This window comes from Sunxiuqinia elliptica (assembly GCF_900113005.1).
Classification (GTDB): domain Bacteria; phylum Bacteroidota; class Bacteroidia; order Bacteroidales; family Prolixibacteraceae; genus Sunxiuqinia; species Sunxiuqinia elliptica.
Genome location: NZ_FONW01000001.1, coordinates 1,097,488 through 1,116,903 on the forward strand (window position 1 = coordinate 1,097,488; position 19,416 = coordinate 1,116,903).

Here is a 19,416-nt window from a genome sequence, read left to right on the forward strand (position 1 = left end):
ATTATTTTGGGAATTTTCCTTTCTCCCTGAAAGAAAAAGGAGGAGTTGCCCTTCTTTATGGGACAACTCCTGGTAAAGTAACTTATTCAATTAATGGTGATCATGGTCTCCATCTCCTTCTGCAAGAACCACATCAATAAAAATGTGACTTTCATTGCCGGCCTTGTCTGTACAAAAGATTCCAAAGTGGTACTTTCCATGAGCTACTGGCAGATTATCAATCAGTTCAGGAATAATCAACTCGTGATGATGTACCGTGGCGTTTTTTTGTCCAGGACTAAAAGTCCAGCTGTTGGAATAGCGAAATGGAGTTTCTTCACCCTCTATGCGGGCCGATTTATGCGTATGACCATCAAAATTGTTGTGAATATCAATTTTGTAAGAATGAAGTTCAGTGTCGTCTTCAAACTCACAGTCAAAATGCACATCGTGTCCAATGTAAAGCGTGTCATTATTTGCTGGCGCTTCAATGCGAATAACGGGTTTCGTTGTATCTACAAAGTCATCTTCGCAGGCAGCAAAGGCAAAAAGAATTGTAAGAATACCAATAAATTGAATGTATGGGGTTTGTATGCGTTTCATAAATTGTCTGTTATTTAAATAATTACTTATTTTTTAGTTTGAATGAGCGGTATTGCAGGAGGCCCGCGCAAAAAGTAATTATAAGCGTAAGGTGAAAGTTCCGGCGAAATAAATGCCCGGTATACAATGAGAATAACTTGATTTAGAAATACCCGGTAATGGTTAAACAGAAATGGACTGAATACGATTTGCTCCACATCCTTGTAGGGACAGCTTATTCCATGGTTTTCGACGGGTTCAAAAGCTTTGCTGACGGACAGCTTATGAACATGATGGTGGAAAAAGAGGAAGTGAATATCCCGTGCTGTTTCGTTGAATAACAAAACAAGGCTGATAACTAGGGCGATATGTTGGGCAATTCGTTTCAGAGCTTAGAGTGTGAATGGGATTTTGACATGTAGCTGGATATTTCGCCCTGGCTCAGGAATTTCCAATCTTCGGTAGAAACTAATCGCATTAAAGTGCTTGGTGTTGAGTAAATTCATGACCTGTAAGGTTATAGCAATTGGTTGATGCGATGTTGAAATGCGGCTTGACAAACCAAGTCCGAATAGCTGATAGCCAGGAGTTTTAAGCTCATTGCGAGCAACCCGGTTTTGGTCAAGTGCTATTCTGGTGTTGATAAAGAACTTAAGGTCCTCCATATATTTATTTGGCTTGCGAAACTGGTATTCCAGTTCTCCGAAAGCATTGGTTGGAGGAGTAAAAGGCAAGGGATAGCGTTGATTGGCCTGTTCAGATAACTGCGTATTGCGAATGTATTCCAGGTTGGCTGATAACTGGAGACGAGGCAAAAGTTGTTGATTGACACTGATCTCTACGCCTGAAAGTAATGCCCGACTGTCGGTATAGCGGTAGATCTGACCGGCATGTGGAAGCTTCGACCATTCTCCGGTAGGGTTAAGGAAAATGTAGTTGGAGAAATAATATAGGTAAGGTGTTATTTCATAGTGTCCTTTCGGAATATGCCACTCCAAGCTAAGATCGCCATAATAACTCCTTTCTGGTTTTAGCTGGTTGTCGCCTTGCTCGTGGCGAAACGATCCGTGGTGAACACCATTTGAGGCCAGCTCTATTGGCGTTGGGGTGCGGAAGGCTTTTCCAAGGTTAATTCGGGTGGTTGTGTTGGAGCTGGATTGAATAACTAAGCCCACTAACCAACTGAAATCTTGAAAGGAGCGTTTCAATTGTTTACTTCGGGTGGCATAGCTTTCGGCTTCCTGGTTAGTTGCTCCGGTCCCTTTTAGGTAGTCGAATAAAACAGGATCAAAGTATCCGGCAATCTCAATCTGGCTAAGGTCGAATCGGACTCCAGAGAATAGGTTGACAGTGGGCGAGAGCTTCCAATTGTAGCGAATAAATGCTCCCTGGCTGTTCGATTGATAATTCGGAAGTAGAAAGTTGTACCCTGCGATGTCGTTGTGCTTCCACTGCGTTTGCACGCCAATCGATAAGTCTTGTGTTGGGCTAAGCTGAAAGTTTGTTTTCAGGTTGGCCTGGAAAGCTTTTAGTTGGAAATCCAACTCCAGGTCAGGATTGGTTTGAGGGGCTTCCTGCTCTGGATAATGCGTATGGAATTGGCTCCACTCAGAGCGGTCGTTGTGCTGATAAGCTAAATCCAGGAACCAATCAGTGCTGCCTACTTGAAACCGGGTATTGTTGATGAGCTTAGTATGAGTTGACTTTTGGAACGGATAATCGGTATTGCGCGAATCGCCATCATCCTGAACCCGGTTGAGATCTGGAATGCCATGTGCTCCCGGGAAAAAGCCAGCTTGCTGTGAAACAATGCTGCCGGAAAAGGAGGAGGAAAACTGATTGTAAATTACCCCCGTGTGAACCGAAAAATCCCGTTCATAGCCAGCGGTATTTTTTAAGGCCCGATTGACAATCGGAATCTTTCGAGATAAATAGAGGATGGTATCTGTTGGAATGCGATAGTCTCCAAAATCGAGCAAAGTTCCCCGGAGTTTAATGTAGCTGTGTTGTTTCCTGCTTTCAAGGTAGAGAGAGCCTCCATACAGTTGGTTAACCGATTTTCCGAGTAATTGAAAATTACCCTGCTGTTGGTTGGGTGCAGGCACGCGGTTGTTGTTCAGGTGGATGTAGCCGCCAATGGCATCACTTCCATATTCAATGGCTGAAGGACCTTTGACAACTTCAGCTGATTCAACCGCAAATGGGTCAATCTCAAGCCCATGGTCAGCTCCCCAGTGTTGACCTTCCTGTTTGATGTGATTTTCGCTAACGCTAACCCGGCTAAAACTAAGGCCTCGAATCACCGGCTTTGATGTATGTGATCCGATATCCATGGAGTTAACTCCCGGCAGTCGGTTGAGTGAGTGAATAAAACTTCCACTTTGAGTGCGACTAATAAAGGTTTCTTGTATTACTTCGGTGGTAAGTGATTGGGTTTGCTTACGCTTGCCCTCCACTTTGATGGTTGCAATATTGGCAGCAAAAGGGGTTAAGCTGAGATGGATAATCTGGCTTAAGTTAGCTTGTGTAAGCACGGTGTCCATTGGTTGGTAGCCAATGAACGAGAGCTGAACCCGAATGTTTTCATGTGAACGACTCTGAACTTCAAATCGACCCTGATCATCTGAAACAATCAGGGTGTCGGGTAATTGAATGTGGCAACCAGGCAATGGTTGTTGCTGCTCATCAGTAACAATGCCTTGAAGCCTGTATTGTTGCGAGAATACGGGCATTGCCATGCTAAGCCATAGCATGGTTAATAACAGATACATCCTCATTGTTAAGGGTGTTTGTTGTTTTTATTCTGAAATGGTTGTGATTTAATACGTGCGATCCGGCAGACCAATAATATATTCAGCTGGCAAAAGCCAGCTTATAGACAGAAATGGCCTGATAAGCTCATTGCAATTTTAATTGATTTCCGGATTGTTAAGCCCAAGCAGGTGGTGCCCGAAGCGACAAGCAAATTTGCGAGCTGGTGTGTGGTTGACCAGTTGCTGCAATGATTAGGGAATGGAAAGCCCATGGTTTATAAAAATGAACCGACAAAGATGGCTGAACATGGAAGGTGGTGAATTCGTATTCGCAAACCAAACATTCTTCAGCAGGAGTTTCCAGATTTAACCCGTTGGAATTGCTTTGCTCCTGATGACAACCAGATGTACAATGCCGGTGTTCCTGTTCGTGCTCATGGATATGCACAAAGCGGTGTCCTGCCTGGAAAAATATCGGAAAGATAAAAATCAAGACAAGTAAACAGGCACTGTATTTCTTAAGCGATTGCATCATAACAAAGCTAATCAAAACAACCACTTTCTCTTTAAAAAGTTTCACGAGTTGCTGTGTTTTATTGCCAAATCATGAAGTCAATTCTTTCAACTTTAAATACGAAGCTGTTTTTAAGTGGATTAGTACGTTTTGATTTTTTATGCATCAAAAACATAAAAGATCAAGATTAAAATAATTATAAACGCCTTGTTGGTTAGTAAAAAAAATTATAAACTTGCAGTGTCAAAATAAAAATACTAACAAAACCCTTCGGATGGACTTATTTCAGAGAGACATAGAAGACGTAAACAATGAAAGCAGGCAACTGGCTCAGAAAAGGAAGATTGTTTCACTGTTGAATAAGTCTGAAAAACCATTGACAATTCCGGGGATTTGTAAAAAAGTAAAACTGAGTGTACCCACCGGGACTAAGTTGATCAATGAGTTGATTGAAAGGAACGTTATTATTGAGTCGGGTAAAAAGGAAACGGATAATGGTCGTCGTCCTTCCTTATATAAGGTTGATCCGGATTATGCGTACTCAATTGGTGTGGTGGTTTTACTGAAAGGAATTTCTCTTTCTGTTTTCAATCTTGAAATGGCTGAATCGATCACTTTTGAAGACGAACACTTTGAGTTGGATAACAGTCCCGAGTGTTTGGAGCGAGTAGTCGCTTTTGTGCTGGATGCTATCGAAAAGTCAGGTTTAAAAGGAAAACGGATTTTAGGATTGGGAATGGGAATCACGGGCCGCGTCAACTCCGGAACCGGTTACTCTTATAATTACTTCAACTTTTTAGAAGAATCATTGACTGATTTTTTTGCAAAGCGATTTTCATTTCCTGTTTATATCGATAATGATACGCATGTGTTGGGAGTGGCAGAACAGTTTTTTGGTCATGCCCGGAATATCCGCAATGCGTTTGTCGTGAATATGAGTCGGGGGCTTGGTTTGGCCATAATTGCCAATGGGGAGATTGTAGTTGGTGAGCAAGGATTTGCCGGAGAATTTGGACACATGCAATTTGCGGAGTCCAATAAGCTCTGTTTGTGCGGGAAAAGAGGATGTTTAGGAACCGAAGTCTCAGGTTATGCATTGGAGCAAAATTTTCAGGAACAAGTTGATGTCGGAGAAACTTCACTCTTAATGGTAAATCGTTCGAGAGATAAAATAAAGTATGGCCATATACTAAAAGCTGCAGTTGATGGTGATGCACTTGCTATTTCACTGGTTCATAATATGGGCTTTAAAATTGGAAAGGCTTTGGGAAATATGATCAATTTTCTAAATCCGGGAGCTATTATTATTGGTGGTGAATTTGCACGGGCCGAAGAAGTGTTGATTGATTCAATAAAGTCAGGCATGACACACACCGCTTTGCTTTTGCCTTTGCGTTCGTGCGAACTGATGTTTTCATCAATCGGAACCGAAGCCGCCTCCAAAGGAGCTGCTGCTATTGTATTACGTAATTTGAAATTGATATAACCTAAATTGAAATCACGAACTATAAAAACCAAACTATGAAAACTTGATGAAAAAGTGGCTACTTGGAAAAACTAACCTTCAACAAGTAACCATATTGTTTTATGATTGAATGGAAGAAACTAGCAGTCTTTGTTTTTGAGATGCTTCTTTTTAGAAACCTAACGTCTACTATTATAAGTTGAAGATTTAAAAAGATTATTGGGGAGTATATGTGGAAAACTTTTCATTATGTTAATCCTATCTGACTTGTAACTAAATTAAACCAATTAAAAACTATGACATTATCGAAGCTGATGTCATATTACTGAAAACGTAAAAATATGAAATTATATTTTGGAGTTAAGAGACTTGTTTGTCTTGTAGTACTTCTGATAGCGTGCCATGGAGTTATGGCACAGATAAATGTATCGGGAATCGTTGTTTCTGAAGCAGGAGAATCGTTGCCGGGCGTGAATATTATTGAAGAGGGGACAACAAATGGAGTAATAACCGATTTCGACGGAAAATTTCAACTTGCAGTGAATTCTAAGGATGCTGTACTGCAATTTTCATTTATTGGATTTGAGTCATTAGAAGTTCCGGTAAGTGGAAAAACAAAATTTGAAATTGTACTAAAAGAAAATTTGAAAGAGTTGGATGAGGTCGTTGTTACTGCTTTAGGAATGAAAAGAGAGAAGAAAACTCTTGGGTATTCCATGCAGGAAGTCAACACCGAAGATTTTAGCGAAGTGAGATCTGAGAATATTGCCAATATGTTACAAGGGAAAGTAGCAGGTGTTTATATCTCTCAATCATCAAGTGGTACAGGTGGATCAACACGGGTGGTAATGCGTGGTTTGAATTCATTGAGTGGAAATAATCAGCCTCTTTGGGTGGTGGATGGAGTCCCTGTTGATAACTCATATACAGGAAGTTTTAATCAATGGGGAGGGTCAGATGTTGCAACAGCTGCATCCGAAATTAACCCGGATGATATTGAAAGTATTTCGGTATTGAAGGGACCTAACGCTGCGGCACTCTATGGTTCCAGAGCCCAAAATGGTGCTGTTGTGATTACGACCAAAAAAGCCAAACAGGGTGAAGCTGTTCAGGTTCAATACAACGGAAATTACAATTGGACAAATTTGAATGAAGGATATGATTTTCAATGGCTGTATGGACAAGGGAATGCCGGAAAGTTTGACCTTAGTTCAAAAGATGGCTGGGGTCCTTTAATGACCGGACAAACGATTGAGAACTGGCGTGATTCTTTCTACAATCGAGAAGTTGGAGGATATCCAATGATCGCTCAGGATCAGCGGACTAACGATTTCTTTCGTTCAGGAATGAATGCTTCAAACTCTCTTTCTATTCAGGGGGGAGGAGAAAATCTGGCCGCTCGTTTTGCGTTTACAGATTCTCAAATCGACGGAGTAACTCCAGATAATAGTATTGATCGGAAATATTTCGATCTGAGCACCAATTTTAAGTATGGACGCTTAAAGGTTGAAACAAAGGGAACTTATACCCGCCAGGAAACAAAAAATAGGGTTGCACTAGGTGAATATGGGTTGATGCAAATGTTTACAAAAATGCCCGCCAACATCCGCCTGGAAGATTTGCAGGATAACATGACTGTGGATGACATTCCGATGAACTGGACAGGGCCTAGTAATGAGTACTTAAACCCATACAACTTAATTACAAATAAAAAGAGCAGTGTAACAAAGCGAGATCGGATTACAGGTGTTGTTAATGCTGCATTTGAACTTACCGATTGGCTGACGATTGCAGGAAAAACGGGAATGGACTATTGGCAAGATCATGGAAGTTATTATGGTTTAAAAAGTGTTTCTGGAACAAACCCTTCTCGCAGTGTATCGGAAGCTCGACTTAGAGAGGTTAACTCGGATATAATGCTTCGGATCAATAAGAGATTTAGTGATTTCTCATTGAGCTCGAACCTTGGGGGAGCCATTATGAATAGAAAGTATAACTCGTTGGGAGGTAGTTCTGGAACCTTGGTAATTTACGGATTCAATAACTTGTCAAACGGTTCAAGCCAAACAGCGACAGAATATGAAACAGAGAAGGAAATTCAGTCTGTTTTTGGGAATGTCCAATTGGGTTACAAAGACTATTTGTTTTTGGATGTTACAGGAAGAAATGACTGGTCTTCAACTTTGCCAGCCGACAATCGGTCATATTTTTACCCTTCTGTTAGTTTAAGTGGAATTGTTTCTGAAGTGGTGGAGATGTCAGAAGATATTGATTTCTTGAAGCTGAGAGCTTCTTGGGCTCAAGTTGGTAATGATACTGATCCTTATCGTTTATCCCAGGTTTATGGCTTTTCTAAAATTAATGGGAATCTAATTTATGCAGCTTTACCTAATACACAGCCTTTCTACAATTTGAAGCCAGAAGAAACGACTTCTTGGGAAGGTGGTTTAGACTTTAGAATGTTTAAAAACCGGGTTGGACTTGATTTCACCTATTATAATTCGAATACCACCAATCAGATTTTAACCTTGGCTACACCCCAATCAACAGGGTATACCAGCAAGTTTATTAATGCTGGTAAAATCTCAAGTAAAGGATTGGAAGTGATGTTAAACTTAGTTCCTGTTCAAACAAAAGACTGGGAATGGGATCTGAATTTGAACTGGGGAACAAACACGACGGAATGTATTGAACTGAGCGATGATGTGAAAACTCATGTTTTAGGCTCAATGAGAATTGGTCAGGTTGTGGTAAAAGAAGGTGAGAAGTTTGGTGATATCATGAGTCGTGCTTTCGATCGCGATGCTAATGGAAACATTTTGGTAGATGACAATGGTTTGCCTATTTCAAGCGCTGATTATGTCAAAGTTGGGAATATGCTCCCGGATTGGACTGGTGCTGTTACATCAAAATTATCATATAAAGATTTAACCTTAAACATTCTGGTTGATATTCGCTCTGGAGGTGATATCCTTTCAGTAACTGATGCTTTGGCAACCCAAGCAGGAACTTCTGTACGTACCGTTGAGGGACGGGAAAAAATGGTGGTTGATGGAGTTGTTGCTTCAACAGGACAACCCAATAAGAAAGAAATAACATCTGAAAAATACTGGTCTTATGTTGGTGGACCTTATGGAGTTGGAGAAGCTTATATGTATGATGCAACTTATGCAAAAGTTCGGGAAGTATCACTTGGCTATAATATCCCTAAGTCAATGTTAACCAAAGTATCTTTCTTGAAAGCGGCAAAAGTTTCGTTGGTTGGTCGTGATCTGTTCTACTTAGTAAGACATACTCCAGGAACCAATCCGGAAGGTGCTTCAAATCAGCAGGACTGGTCTCAGGCGTTTGAATTGAATTCATTACCTTCTTCTTATAATATTGGATTCAATGTTAACTTAACTTTCTAGAAAATTTGTGATATGAAAAAGATATTTAGCTTTTTGATAGCAGTGTTATGCAGCTTTATTGTGTTGGTTAGTTGTACCGATGATTTTGATGAAATGAATACGAACCCCAATGCTGCAACTGAAATTGATCCGAGTTTGTTGTTTCCGAAATTGACACGTGAAGCCATTAATGGAGGTTGGGGAAACTATCAGATGGGGGAGAATTTGCATGCCAATTTATACTCGCAATGGATTAGTAATACCGCAACATATTTTTCTTCCGACCGGTATGAATACAACAATGCCTGGGTAACGAGTGCCTACTGGACTCCTTACTATACCTATGTTCTAAAAGATCTTTTAGATATTAAACGGATGGCAGGAGAAGCTCCGAAGTACGAAGAGATGTATCATATTGCACGTATTATGGCCGCAATTGGAACGGCAAGAACCACTGACTTATTTGGGGATATTCCATACAGTGAAGCTAGCCGTGGAACAGAAAAGCCGGTTTATGATGCTCAGAAAGATATTTATTACGATATTTTAAAAGAGCTACGCGAAGCTACTGACGCTCTATCTGCAGGATTCACAGTTGATCAGGTGAAGTACGGAAATCAAGATATCATGTATGGAGGAGATGTTGACCAATGGATCAAACTAGGGAATTCTCTTCGCTTGCGTTATTCTCTTCGCTTGGCATTCATTGATGAAGAGAAAGCTCAGACTGAAGGCGAAGCCGCTTTAGCAACAGGGAAGTTGATGGAGTCAGTGGCGGATAATGCTGCCATTGCCACAAGCGTTGATGACAATACAGGAATTGGACATCCTCTCTACACCCTATGTTATTGGAATGAGTTTCGGATGAGTTCAACCTTGGAAACTGTTTATAAAGAGTTGAGTAGCGTCTATGATCCACGGATGGAATGCTATTGGGGAGTGACTCAAAGTACTCATGACACGGAAACTCCTGAATTTAAAGGTTTGCGTAATGGTTTACCAAGCGATCAGTTAGCATTGGAAGGAAACAAAGCTGTTGAAAACTCTAACATTTGGGGACTTCTTTGGGCTCCGGAATGGAACTCAGGAACAGCGACTCCACAAGGATTTAAAGCATTCCCTTTTTATACCATGTGTTATTCTGAGGTTTGTTTACTAAAGGCAGAGGCTGCAATTAGAGGATGGAGCAATGCCGGAAACGCTAAATCCAATTATGAGGACGGTATTAGAGCTTCTTTTGCTGAAGCTCGGAATGGTGTTAGCTCGTCTTTGTATAATACGGACAATGATGAAGGTTATATTGATGGCGGTTCTGTTGCTTGGCAGGAAGAGGCTGGTTTTGAAGGGAAATTGGAGAAAATCATGACACAGAAATGGCTTGCTCTATTCCCAAATGGAAACGAAGCATGGGCTGAGTTTCGAAGAACTGGATATCCTGTCTTAACTCCAATTGCCCAGAGTGATGATCCGAAAATTAACTCAAATAATGGCGAGTTTATAAAGAAACTTCGCTATGTAAATAAAGAAAAGGAAGAGAATGCAGAGAATGCAACATCCGGAACATTAAACAATGGTCAGGGTGACGGTTCGAACGTTCGAGTATGGTGGGATACAGGTAGATATAAATAGTTTTACTTTTTGATGAGGGGGGATTTTACTCCCCCTTAATCTTTATGCACCGATGAGTGTGGCAATAATTTAAGTTTGTTGTGAACGTAAGCAATAACGAAAATTAGCGTCACTTTTTCTCGGTGTTAACATACAATCATATTCAAGGTTAAAATAGATTAAAATGAAAAATAAATGGGCTTTATTAATATTCGTAATTGCGATTTCATTGTCTTGTCAAACAAACAATAATCAAAATAATAAAGATGAGGCACCGACTAATACCGCAATTTCTCAGGAGATCTTCGATCCGCTAAAAGAAGGCTATAAACTATACTGGGAGGATCAATTTCAAGGAACTGAACTGGATACGACCAAATGGAAAGTAAGAGGTACCGGACCCCGGCGCATTGGTTACAATGATCCGTCAATGGTTAAGGTAGAGGATGGCAATTTGCATTTAATGTATGATATCAAGCGAGATAGCATCATGGGAAGTGCCGTGGGGACTTATGAGACATTTAACACTACTTATGGTTATTTCGAATGTAAAGCTAAACTCCAAAAAGGGATTGGCCCATGGGCTGCTTTTTGGATGCAATCTCCGTTGATCTCTGATGGCGAGGATCCAGCAAAGTACGGTTCAGAGATCGATATCTTTGAATATTTTAAAGGAGCAGGAAAAGATCATATGACTCACTGTGTGCACTGGGCGTACGGACCTAATCAGAAATCTTGTGGTCAACTTAATAGCGACTTGGAAGGATTATCGGAAGGGTTTCATACGTTTGCATTGGAGTGGACTCCAGAGAAATATGCTTTTTATATTGATGGGTTGAAGTTTCATGAGATTTCAGTTGGCTTATCCCATATCGATCAATACATGATTCTAAGTATGGAGATCCCTGCAACACTGGAGGGAATTAAAAATGCTTGTGCTCCAGATACATTCATGGTTGATTATGTGAAAGTATACAAGAAAGAGAAATAAGGCACGTGTTTGTGAGATATTGAGAAAAAGATATAGGGCTGTTCCCAAAATAGAGGATGAAAAGTGTCAGTTTGTATCAGGTTATTGTTGATTTACTTTTTGGGAGAGCTCTATATTTTAAAAGGACTGTTGAAAATACTTCATTATGTTTTCTATAATCCAGGATTAATGCAATGCACAAGCTGTAAATAAAAAAGAACGATCAATGGGAATATGTCAAGCAAGGAATTGATGAGGCGATTTCGGAATAAAATAAGTGACTAAGAGATAACAACCTTTTAATTTTTTGAAACCTTTAAAGATGAGAAACTCAATTGTTTATTTACTGTTTTGTGTGGTAGCGGTATTTTCGGCCTGTAGTCCGAAAGCGGAGATAAAAAAGGCTAAAGTGGACAAGCCGGCTTTGTTGTGGTTTGATGCAGAAGCAAACTTTGAACGTTTTAGCGATCCTGACTCCATTGATTTTTACCTGGAGAAAATCAAGAATATTGGCTTTACGGATGCTGTTGTTGATATTCGCCCGATTACCGGCGAAGTACTATACAAAAGTAAGTATGCTCCACAGATGAAAGAATGGGCTGGTTTCGAGCGTCCTGACTTTGACTACCTAGGTCACTTTATTAGCAAAGCGCATGAGCTGGGAATACGTGTGCATGCTTCGATGAACACATTTGTTGGTGGACACAATTATTTTGACCGTGGGCAAACTTACACCACAAACCCAGAGTGGGCGACTATGGTGTATACACCCGACCAAGGAATTGTGTCGATCATGACTCAAAAGAAAAAATACTCAGCGATGATCAATCCGATTAATCCTGATTTCCAGGAACACATGCTGAACGTATTAAAAGAAGTAACAGCTAACTATCCGGACTTGGACGGTATTATTTTGGATCGTGTTCGTTACGATGGCATCATGGCTGACTTTTCTGATTTTTCAAAGAAAAAATTTGAAGAATACCTGGGCGAAGAAATTAAAAATTTCCCAACAGATATTTACGAATGGAAAACCAATGCGGACGGTAAGAGCGACTACGTTCGTGGAAAATACTTCAAAAAGTGGATTGAGTGGCGTACCCGCAATATTCACGATTTTATGGCTTTAGCTGGCAAAACAGTGAAGGCTGTTAATCCAAACATTTCGTTTGGGACTTACACTGGGGCTTGGTACCCTTCTTATTACGAAGTCGGTGTAAACTGGGCCAGCGATCAGTACGATCCTTCGCAAGAGTTTAACTGGGCAACTCCAGAGTATAAGAACTTTGGTTATGCCGAAGAGCTTGATCTGTTTACTGTTGGAAACTACTATACCAATGTTACCATGGATGAATACCTGAAGAACAACAACTTGGTGAGAAATGAAACAGATAGTAAAGCAACCCGCAGTACGTGGTATTGTGTTGAAGGATCTTGCGATAAGATTCGCGGCATTATGAATGGTCTGCCTTTCTATGGTGGTATTCTGGTTGATCAGTTTTACGATAACCGTCCTCAGCTGTCTCGTTCTATTGCCATGAACTTTCAGGCATCGGATGGTTTGATGATGTTCGACATCGTTCACATTATCGAGAAAAACATGTGGAAAGAGGTTGAAGATGGCTTTGAAATGGCTGCTGATCCAGATTATTTCAAGCGCGAACCAATATTAAATAACTAATACACATAACGAAAATCAATAGCTCAATCATGATACGAAAGCTTGGTCTAATTCTTATTCTGCTGGCTTGGGGATGGTCTGTTCCACATAGCAGTGTGGCTCAAAAGCAGGACATTTACAAGGGGAAAGTTTCTTGTGAAGGCAAGGGGATTGAGGGAGTCGCAGTTACGGATGGTTTTTCAGTTGTAACAACGGGTAAAAACGGGAAGTACAAATTACCAGCAAATCCAGAGGCGAGCATGGTGTACATTTCGTCTCCGGCAGGTTACACGGTTCCGGTGAATCGTTCTGCGCCTCAGTTTTTTCAGCCAGTTTCTTTTGGCGACAAGATGAAAGCTATTGATTTTCAGTTACAAAAAGAGAATGTCGATGACAGTCATCATGGCTTTGTTGTTTGGGCTGATCCACAAGTTAAAAAGCCGGAAGAGGCTTTGATGGCGCGGGAAGTAGCATCCGATTTACAAGACTTGCTGAAAGGTTATGGAACACGTCCTTTTCATGGAATAGGATGTGGTGATATTGTCGGCGATAACCCGGTACTTTATGATTCGATCAAGAGTTTGCTGACTCCGGTGGGTATCCCTTTTTATCAATCATTGGGAAACCACGATATGCATTACACCGATCGCTCTAACAAAGGAGCCGAAAAAGTTTTTGAAGAAAACTTTGGCCCAGCTTATTACTCATTCAATAAAGGAGAGATTCATTATGTGGTTTTGAACAATGTTTTTTACCTCGGACGCGACTATTTCTATATTGGCTACCTCACGGAGGAGCAATTGAGCTGGCTGGAGCAGGACTTGGCAATTGTTGAAGAAGGAAAAACAGTTGTGGTTGCTTTGCATATTCCAACAGCGCTGAATGAGCAGGATGTGAAGCAGTTTTCTTATTCAACTATATCCCAATCTGTTGTTAATAAGAGGACTTTGTACAAAATTCTTAAGCCCTACCAGGCTCATATTATTTCAGGTCACCTCCATCAAAATGGAAATTTGGAACTAGCTCCGAACTTGTTCGAACACAATGTGTCGTCAGTCTGTGGTGCGTGGTGGCAGGGTGATTATGCTGAAGATGGAACACCCAAAGGTTATGCTGTTTTTGAGGCCGATGGATCGAAACTAAGCTGGTACTATAAAAGTGCCGGAAAAGGGGAAGACTATCAGTTCCGGGCATATCCCGTAGGCGATAATCCTGAACAACCCGAGTTTTTTACGGTGAACGTGTGGAATTGGGATCCAGCATGGAAAGTGTTTTGGTATGAGAATGGGACGAAGATGGGTGAAATGGAGGCTTATTCAGGTACCGATCCCGAAACAGCAAAGGCTTACGCCGATAAAGAAAAACTGGATTATAAATGGGTTAGTGCTCGTAAAAATAATCACATGTTTCGTGCAAAATCAAAGTCCAATACGGCATCGATTGTAATTGAAGTGATTGACCGTTTTGGGAAATCCTATAAAACAAAATTGAACTAAGCACCCCGAATGAAAAGAGCCTTATCATTAGATGTCCTCAGGGGACTGTCCATCTTTGGAATGGTACTTTCGGGCACAATTCCTTTTGGAGGAGCTTTGCCTGCCTGGATGTACCATGCGCAATGTCCACCTCCAACACACGCGTTTAATCCTGCCGTTGCAGGAATTACTTGGGTTGACTTGGTATTACCTGTCTTCATATTTTGTATGGGGGCTGCTATTCCACTGGCTTTAAATCGTAAAATAGAAAAGGGAGCCAATGGAATCGTAATTGGAAAATCAATCGTTGCCCGCTTTTTCTCCTTGGTATTTTTTGCCATTTACATCGCTCATATTTTACCCTATGCGATTGGGACAGGTTTGGTTGACTTGGAGGTGTTTGGACAACAAATCTCTGGTTACGATTTACAATGGTTAACCCTGATTGGCTTTGGCTTGATGTTTCCCATGTTTGGGATTATTCGGGATCAGCATGAGAAACGCATCTGGCGACTGGCCGGGTGGGGAGGAGCTGTTATTTTACTGCTTATTTTTCGCTGGGGCTATGGGCAAGAGTTTAGTTTGCACCGAAGCAATATCATTATTCTTTTGCTGGCTAATGTTTATGTGCTGGGGGCTCTAAGTTGGTATTTTACACGGAATAACTGGCTGGCCCGTTCGGTGCTTTTTATCTTTTGGGCAGCTATTCAATTAACTTGTAAATACACTGGTTTTGACCAGGTCATTGATAGTTTTCAGGGAACGTCTTGGTTCTTTCTATTTCGAATGACGCATTATTCTCTGCTAATTATTCCAGCAACTTTCGTCGGTGACCTTTTGCTGAAACGCTTGCAGGAAACACCTGAAAAAGCACAGAAAAAGCCCGCAATTGTTTGGGAGCGTTTATTTCATTTGGGCATGGGATTGCTCGTTGTTTGGCTGACAGTTGCACTTTTTGAGCGGTGGATGATTGCTTTATTTATTAGTTTGCCGCTGTTGCTTGCTGGCTTTTGGCAAATTGTGAAAAAGCATTTGCCGGCTTATCGCTCCATGTTTATTTTGGCAGCGCTGCTATTGTTGCTGGGCTTACTGATCGAACCGGTGGAGGGTGGAATAAAGAAAGATCATGCAACAGCATCGTATATGGTCATGACTTCGGGAATGGCTCTGTGCTTGCTGATGTTTTTTGACTTGGTTTGCCGGTATTGGGAGCAGGGTGGTTTTGTACGCCTGTTTGCAGGAGCAGGAAGCAACCCCTTGATGGCCTATGTGGTAACCACTTGGTTTATGTTCCCATTTTTGAAAGTTACAGCTCTTATTGGAGTGTATAACTTCCTGTACCCTTCTGGATATCCATGGATTGGAGCACTTCGTGCATTTATCCTGGTATTAGCTACGATGGGATTGGTGTATTGGATGGCTAAGAAGAAAATTGTTTGGAGAGCGTAAAACGGTCTGATCAACACGAATAAAACGGATTAATAAAAAACATACTAACTGTAGAAACATGAATTTTAGCATTATTGATATCGGGATTATTATCGGATACATTATCCTGAGTATCCTGATTGGTTTCTGGATCTCTAAACGAGCGAATAAAAACTTACAGAATTATTTTCTTGGAGGGAATCAACTAAAATGGTATTTCCTGGGACTTTCCAATGGTTCCGGAATGTTTGATATTTCAGGGACAGCCTGGACGGTAACCATCTTGTTTGTGTATGGGGTGAAGAGTGTTTGGATTCCATGGCTATGGCCTGTCTGGAACCAGATTTTTATCATGGTGTTTATGGCTGTGTGGCTTCGCCGTTCCAATGTAATGACTGGCGCCGAATGGATTACTACGCGGTTTGGAAACGACAAAGGAGGTCGACTTTCACACATCATTGTAATCATCTTTGCCATCATTAGTGCCATTGGGTTTATTGCCTACTTTTTTGTGGGGATCGGGAAATTTGCAGTCACGATATTCCCCTGGGACTTGTCGCTCACCATTGGTTCAATCCATATCATTTCGGAGTACATGTATGCGACGATTTTACTCGCACTAACAACATTGTATGTAATTAAAGGTGGAATGTACAGTGTGGTAGCAACAGAGGTGATGCAGTTTTTTGTCATGACCATTGCCTGTATTTCTGTGGCTTGGTTTGCGATGACTCATGTGTCTGCGGAAGAAATCAATGCTGCAGTTCCAAATGGATGGTTCGATATTATGCCTTCGTGGAATACGAGCTTGGATTGGACCGGAATTTTTGACCAGGTGAATGATAAAATTGCACAGGATGGCTTCGGAATGCTGGGAGCTTTAGTAATGATGATGTTTTTCAAAGGCATCTTCTCCAGTTTGGCTGGCCCGGTTCCAGGATATGATATGCAACGGGTTTTGTCAACACAAACACCTCGCGATGCTGCCAAAATGAGTGGATTGACCTCATTGGTTCTTTATCCTCCTCGTTATTTAATGGTTGCCGGCTTGGCTGTATTGGGTTTGGTATTTGTTGCGCCAACACTAAAAGCAGGTGGAGGAGAAATTGATTTTGAGAAAATCTTACCCTATGTGATTAACAACTTGTTGCCTGTTGGCCTGAAAGGGATTATTCTGGCTGGTTTGCTGGCTGCTTTTATGTCCACTTTTTCAGCCTTTGTTAATTCGGCACCAGCCTACATCGTTAACGATTTGTACAAACGTTATATCAACCCCCATGCTTCGGATAAAAAGTATATTCGGATCAGCTACATTGCCTCAATCGGAATTGTGATTGTTGGGATTATCTTTGGATTTTTCTCAGCATCGATTAATTCACTGACCTTGTGGATTACCTCATCGCTTTATGGAGGCTATGTTGCAGCCAACGTGCTAAAATGGGTGTGGTGGCGTTTCAATGGTTATGGCTATTTCTGGGGAATGTTGGCTGGTTTGGCTGGCTCAACAGTGAAATTTTTGTTTTTCCCGAACACGCCAGACATTTACATTTTCCCAATTATTCTGCTGATGGCTTCTGTTGGAAGCTTCTTGGGCTGTTTGTTGACGAAGCCGGTTGATGATGAAACGTTGATCGAATTCTATAAAAATGTTCGGCCTTGGGGATGGTGGAAACCGGTACACGATAAAGCACGCAAAGTTTATCCGGGACTGACCAAAAACAAAGATCTTGCTCGAGACAGCTTCAATATTTTTGTGGGTATTGTGTGGCAAATGACTTTGATTGTGGCTCCAATTTACTTGGTGGTACGCCATTACAATGGATTGATTATTTCATTGGTGCTTTTGGTCATTACCTCAGTGATTTTGAAATACAACTGGTTGGATAAAATTAAAGATTATGAGCCAAGCTAAGAGAAAAGTAAGATATGGCTGGAGGCTTATTCTTGCACTTGTTGGTGTATTGGGAGTAAGTGAATTGGCAGCTCAAAACACCTTGCCTTATGATACTTCGTACACCTTTGCCCATTATAAAGTCAGGCGAGCCTTTTACGAGGGGCTTCCCGACGGAAAGAAGGAAATTGTTTTTCTGGGAAATAGCATTACTGAAAATGGCGATTGGAACGAGTTGTTTAAGAACAAACGAATTGTCAATCGGGGGATTGGCGGCGATGTTTGTTTTGGACTCTTGAATCGCTTGGATGAAGTTATTTCTTCGAAGCCCGAAAAAGTGTTCCTGATGATTGGAATTAATGACATTGGGCGAAGTGTACCCATTGATGTTATTGGCGAAAAGGTACGGGAGATTTTGCAGAAAATCAAGGAAGAGTCACCAAAAACTCAATTGGTCCTTCAAAGTGTTTTGCCCATTAATGAAGAGGTAATTTGGTACGATTACATGAAAAATAAATCGGATCGAATTATTTTATTGAACAAAAAGTTTGAAAAGATTGCATCCGAAGAGAATATCCGCTATCTTGATTTGTATTCCGAATTTGCAGATGGAAATGGGCAATTACTCCCAGAATATACGGCTGATGGGATTCATTTGAGTGCCGTAGGCTATTTGCAATGGCGCAAAATTTTTAAGGAGAAGGGTATTAGATTATAAAAAATTACCATTATATAAAAGATATTAAATAGAAGCAGCATGAAGATTAGAGGAACTTTTTTGGATGAGATCAGTCATGATATTCCTCACCAAAATTGGGGGCGAAAGGAATGGGATCAGGATTTTGCCTATATGAAACAGGCAGGCATTAACTCGGTCATTTTAATTCGAAGCGGCTACCGCAAGTGGCTGACCTATCCTTCTGTTATTTTGATGGGGCGGGAAGGAGCTTATCAACCACCGGTTGACCTGGTAAAGATGTTTTTGGAACTGAGCGAGAAATATGGGATGGATTTTTACTTTGGCTTGTACGATTCCGGACGTTATTGGGTGAATGGAGATTTCCGAAAAGAACTGGATCTAAATAAACTATTGGTTGAGGAAGTATGGCAGGCCTATGGACAGATGCCGGCTTTTAAAGGTTGGTATATTTCTCAGGAATGCAGCCGAAATACAGGAACAATCATCGATATGTATGCTGGCTTGGGAGAACATTGTAAAGCCGTATCTGGACAGCTGACTACTCTAATTTCTCCGTACATTGATGGAGTTAAAAATATCAGTCAGTATACCTCTGAAACTGCTCGTACGTCGGGAGTTAGCTTGAAGAAGCATGAAAAAGATTGGGGGGAGATTTTTGCAGGAATTCATAATGCGATTGATATTGTTGCTTTTCAGGATGGGCACATCGAATTTGATGAGTTGGATGATTTCTTACAAGTAAATAAGCAGTTGGCTGATAAGTATGGAATCAGAAGTTGGACCAACTCCGAAACCTTTGATCGCGATATGCCAATCAAGTTTTTACCCATCAAGTGGGAAAAACTCTTGCTGAAGCTTCTGGCTGCCAAACGAGCAGGCATGGAGCAAGCGATAACGTTTGAATTTTCACATTTTATGAGTCCGCAGTCAGCGTATTTGCAGGCCGGACATTTGTATAACCGTTACCAGGAATACCTAAAGGAACTGGAATAATTTTTTACA

General features: G+C 41.1%; 14 protein-coding genes. 11 read left to right on the forward strand and 3 right to left on the reverse strand.

The genetic code is table 11. From position 1 onward, the window contains the following. Window positions 1-90: 90 nt before the first annotated feature. Window positions 91-582: a DUF4625 domain-containing protein gene (locus BM156_RS04395; protein ID WP_093918588.1), complete on the reverse strand. Its 492-nt coding sequence runs from the start codon at window positions 580-582 to the stop codon at window positions 91-93. 158 nt (window positions 583-740) lie between these two features. On the opposite strand from BM156_RS04395, the gene BM156_RS20665 reads away from it, so the two are divergent. Next, window positions 741-902: a hypothetical protein gene (locus tag BM156_RS20665; RefSeq protein ID WP_170846858.1), complete on the forward strand. Its 162-nt coding sequence runs from the start codon at window positions 741-743 to the stop codon at window positions 900-902. A 51-nt stretch (window positions 903-953) separates the two neighbouring features. On the opposite strand, the gene BM156_RS04400 is transcribed toward BM156_RS20665, so the two are convergent. Next, on the reverse strand, window positions 954-3,338 hold the full coding sequence (locus tag BM156_RS04400) for a TonB-dependent receptor (protein WP_093918589.1): 2,385 nt from the start codon (window positions 3,336-3,338) through the stop codon (window positions 954-956). A 151-nt stretch (window positions 3,339-3,489) separates the two neighbouring features. Continuing rightward, a complete protein-coding gene (locus BM156_RS04405) occupies window positions 3,490-3,894 on the reverse strand; it encodes a hypothetical protein (protein ID WP_093918590.1) in 405 nt (134 codons plus the stop codon). A gap of 208 nt (window positions 3,895-4,102) precedes the next feature. Between BM156_RS04405 and BM156_RS04410 the strand changes: the two genes are divergently transcribed. The 10 genes from BM156_RS04410 (at window position 4,103) to BM156_RS04455 (ending at window position 19,407) form a co-directional block, all read left to right on the forward strand. Further along, on the forward strand, window positions 4,103-5,314 hold the full coding sequence (locus BM156_RS04410) for an ROK family protein (protein WP_093918591.1): 1,212 nt from the start codon (window positions 4,103-4,105) through the stop codon (window positions 5,312-5,314). A 389-nt stretch (window positions 5,315-5,703) separates the two neighbouring features. Continuing rightward, complete coding sequence (locus BM156_RS04415) at window positions 5,704-8,703, forward strand: SusC/RagA family TonB-linked outer membrane protein (protein ID WP_244525707.1); 3,000 nt, start codon at window positions 5,704-5,706, stop codon at window positions 8,701-8,703. A gap of 12 nt (window positions 8,704-8,715) precedes the next feature. Beyond that, window positions 8,716-10,311: a SusD/RagB family nutrient-binding outer membrane lipoprotein gene (locus tag BM156_RS04420; RefSeq protein WP_093918593.1), complete on the forward strand. Its 1,596-nt coding sequence runs from the start codon at window positions 8,716-8,718 to the stop codon at window positions 10,309-10,311. Between the two features lie 163 nt (window positions 10,312-10,474). Beyond that, window positions 10,475-11,281, forward strand: coding sequence for a glycoside hydrolase family 16 protein (locus BM156_RS04425; protein ID WP_093918594.1), 807 nt, complete (start codon window positions 10,475-10,477; stop codon window positions 11,279-11,281). Between the two features lie 301 nt (window positions 11,282-11,582). After that, window positions 11,583-12,941, forward strand: coding sequence for an alpha amylase family protein (locus BM156_RS04430; protein ID WP_093918595.1), 1,359 nt, complete (start codon window positions 11,583-11,585; stop codon window positions 12,939-12,941). A gap of 29 nt (window positions 12,942-12,970) precedes the next feature. After that, window positions 12,971-14,416 (forward strand): calcineurin-like phosphoesterase C-terminal domain-containing protein, encoded by a 1,446-nt coding sequence (locus BM156_RS04435; RefSeq protein WP_093918596.1) that lies wholly within the window; start codon window positions 12,971-12,973, stop codon window positions 14,414-14,416. A 9-nt stretch (window positions 14,417-14,425) separates the two neighbouring features. Next, on the forward strand, window positions 14,426-15,844 hold the full coding sequence (locus tag BM156_RS04440) for a DUF5009 domain-containing protein (RefSeq protein ID WP_093918597.1): 1,419 nt from the start codon (window positions 14,426-14,428) through the stop codon (window positions 15,842-15,844). Between the two features lie 58 nt (window positions 15,845-15,902). After that, a complete protein-coding gene (locus tag BM156_RS04445) occupies window positions 15,903-17,735 on the forward strand; it encodes a sodium:solute symporter family protein (protein ID WP_093918598.1) in 1,833 nt (610 codons plus the stop codon). Further along, complete coding sequence (locus tag BM156_RS04450; RefSeq protein WP_093918599.1) at window positions 17,722-18,432, forward strand: GDSL-type esterase/lipase family protein; 711 nt, start codon at window positions 17,722-17,724, stop codon at window positions 18,430-18,432. Before BM156_RS04445 ends, BM156_RS04450 begins: the two co-directional genes overlap by 14 nt. 39 nt (window positions 18,433-18,471) lie before the next feature. Continuing rightward, on the forward strand, window positions 18,472-19,407 hold the full coding sequence (locus BM156_RS04455; RefSeq protein WP_093918600.1) for a DUF4434 domain-containing protein: 936 nt from the start codon (window positions 18,472-18,474) through the stop codon (window positions 19,405-19,407). Window positions 19,408-19,416: the final 9 nt, after the last annotated feature.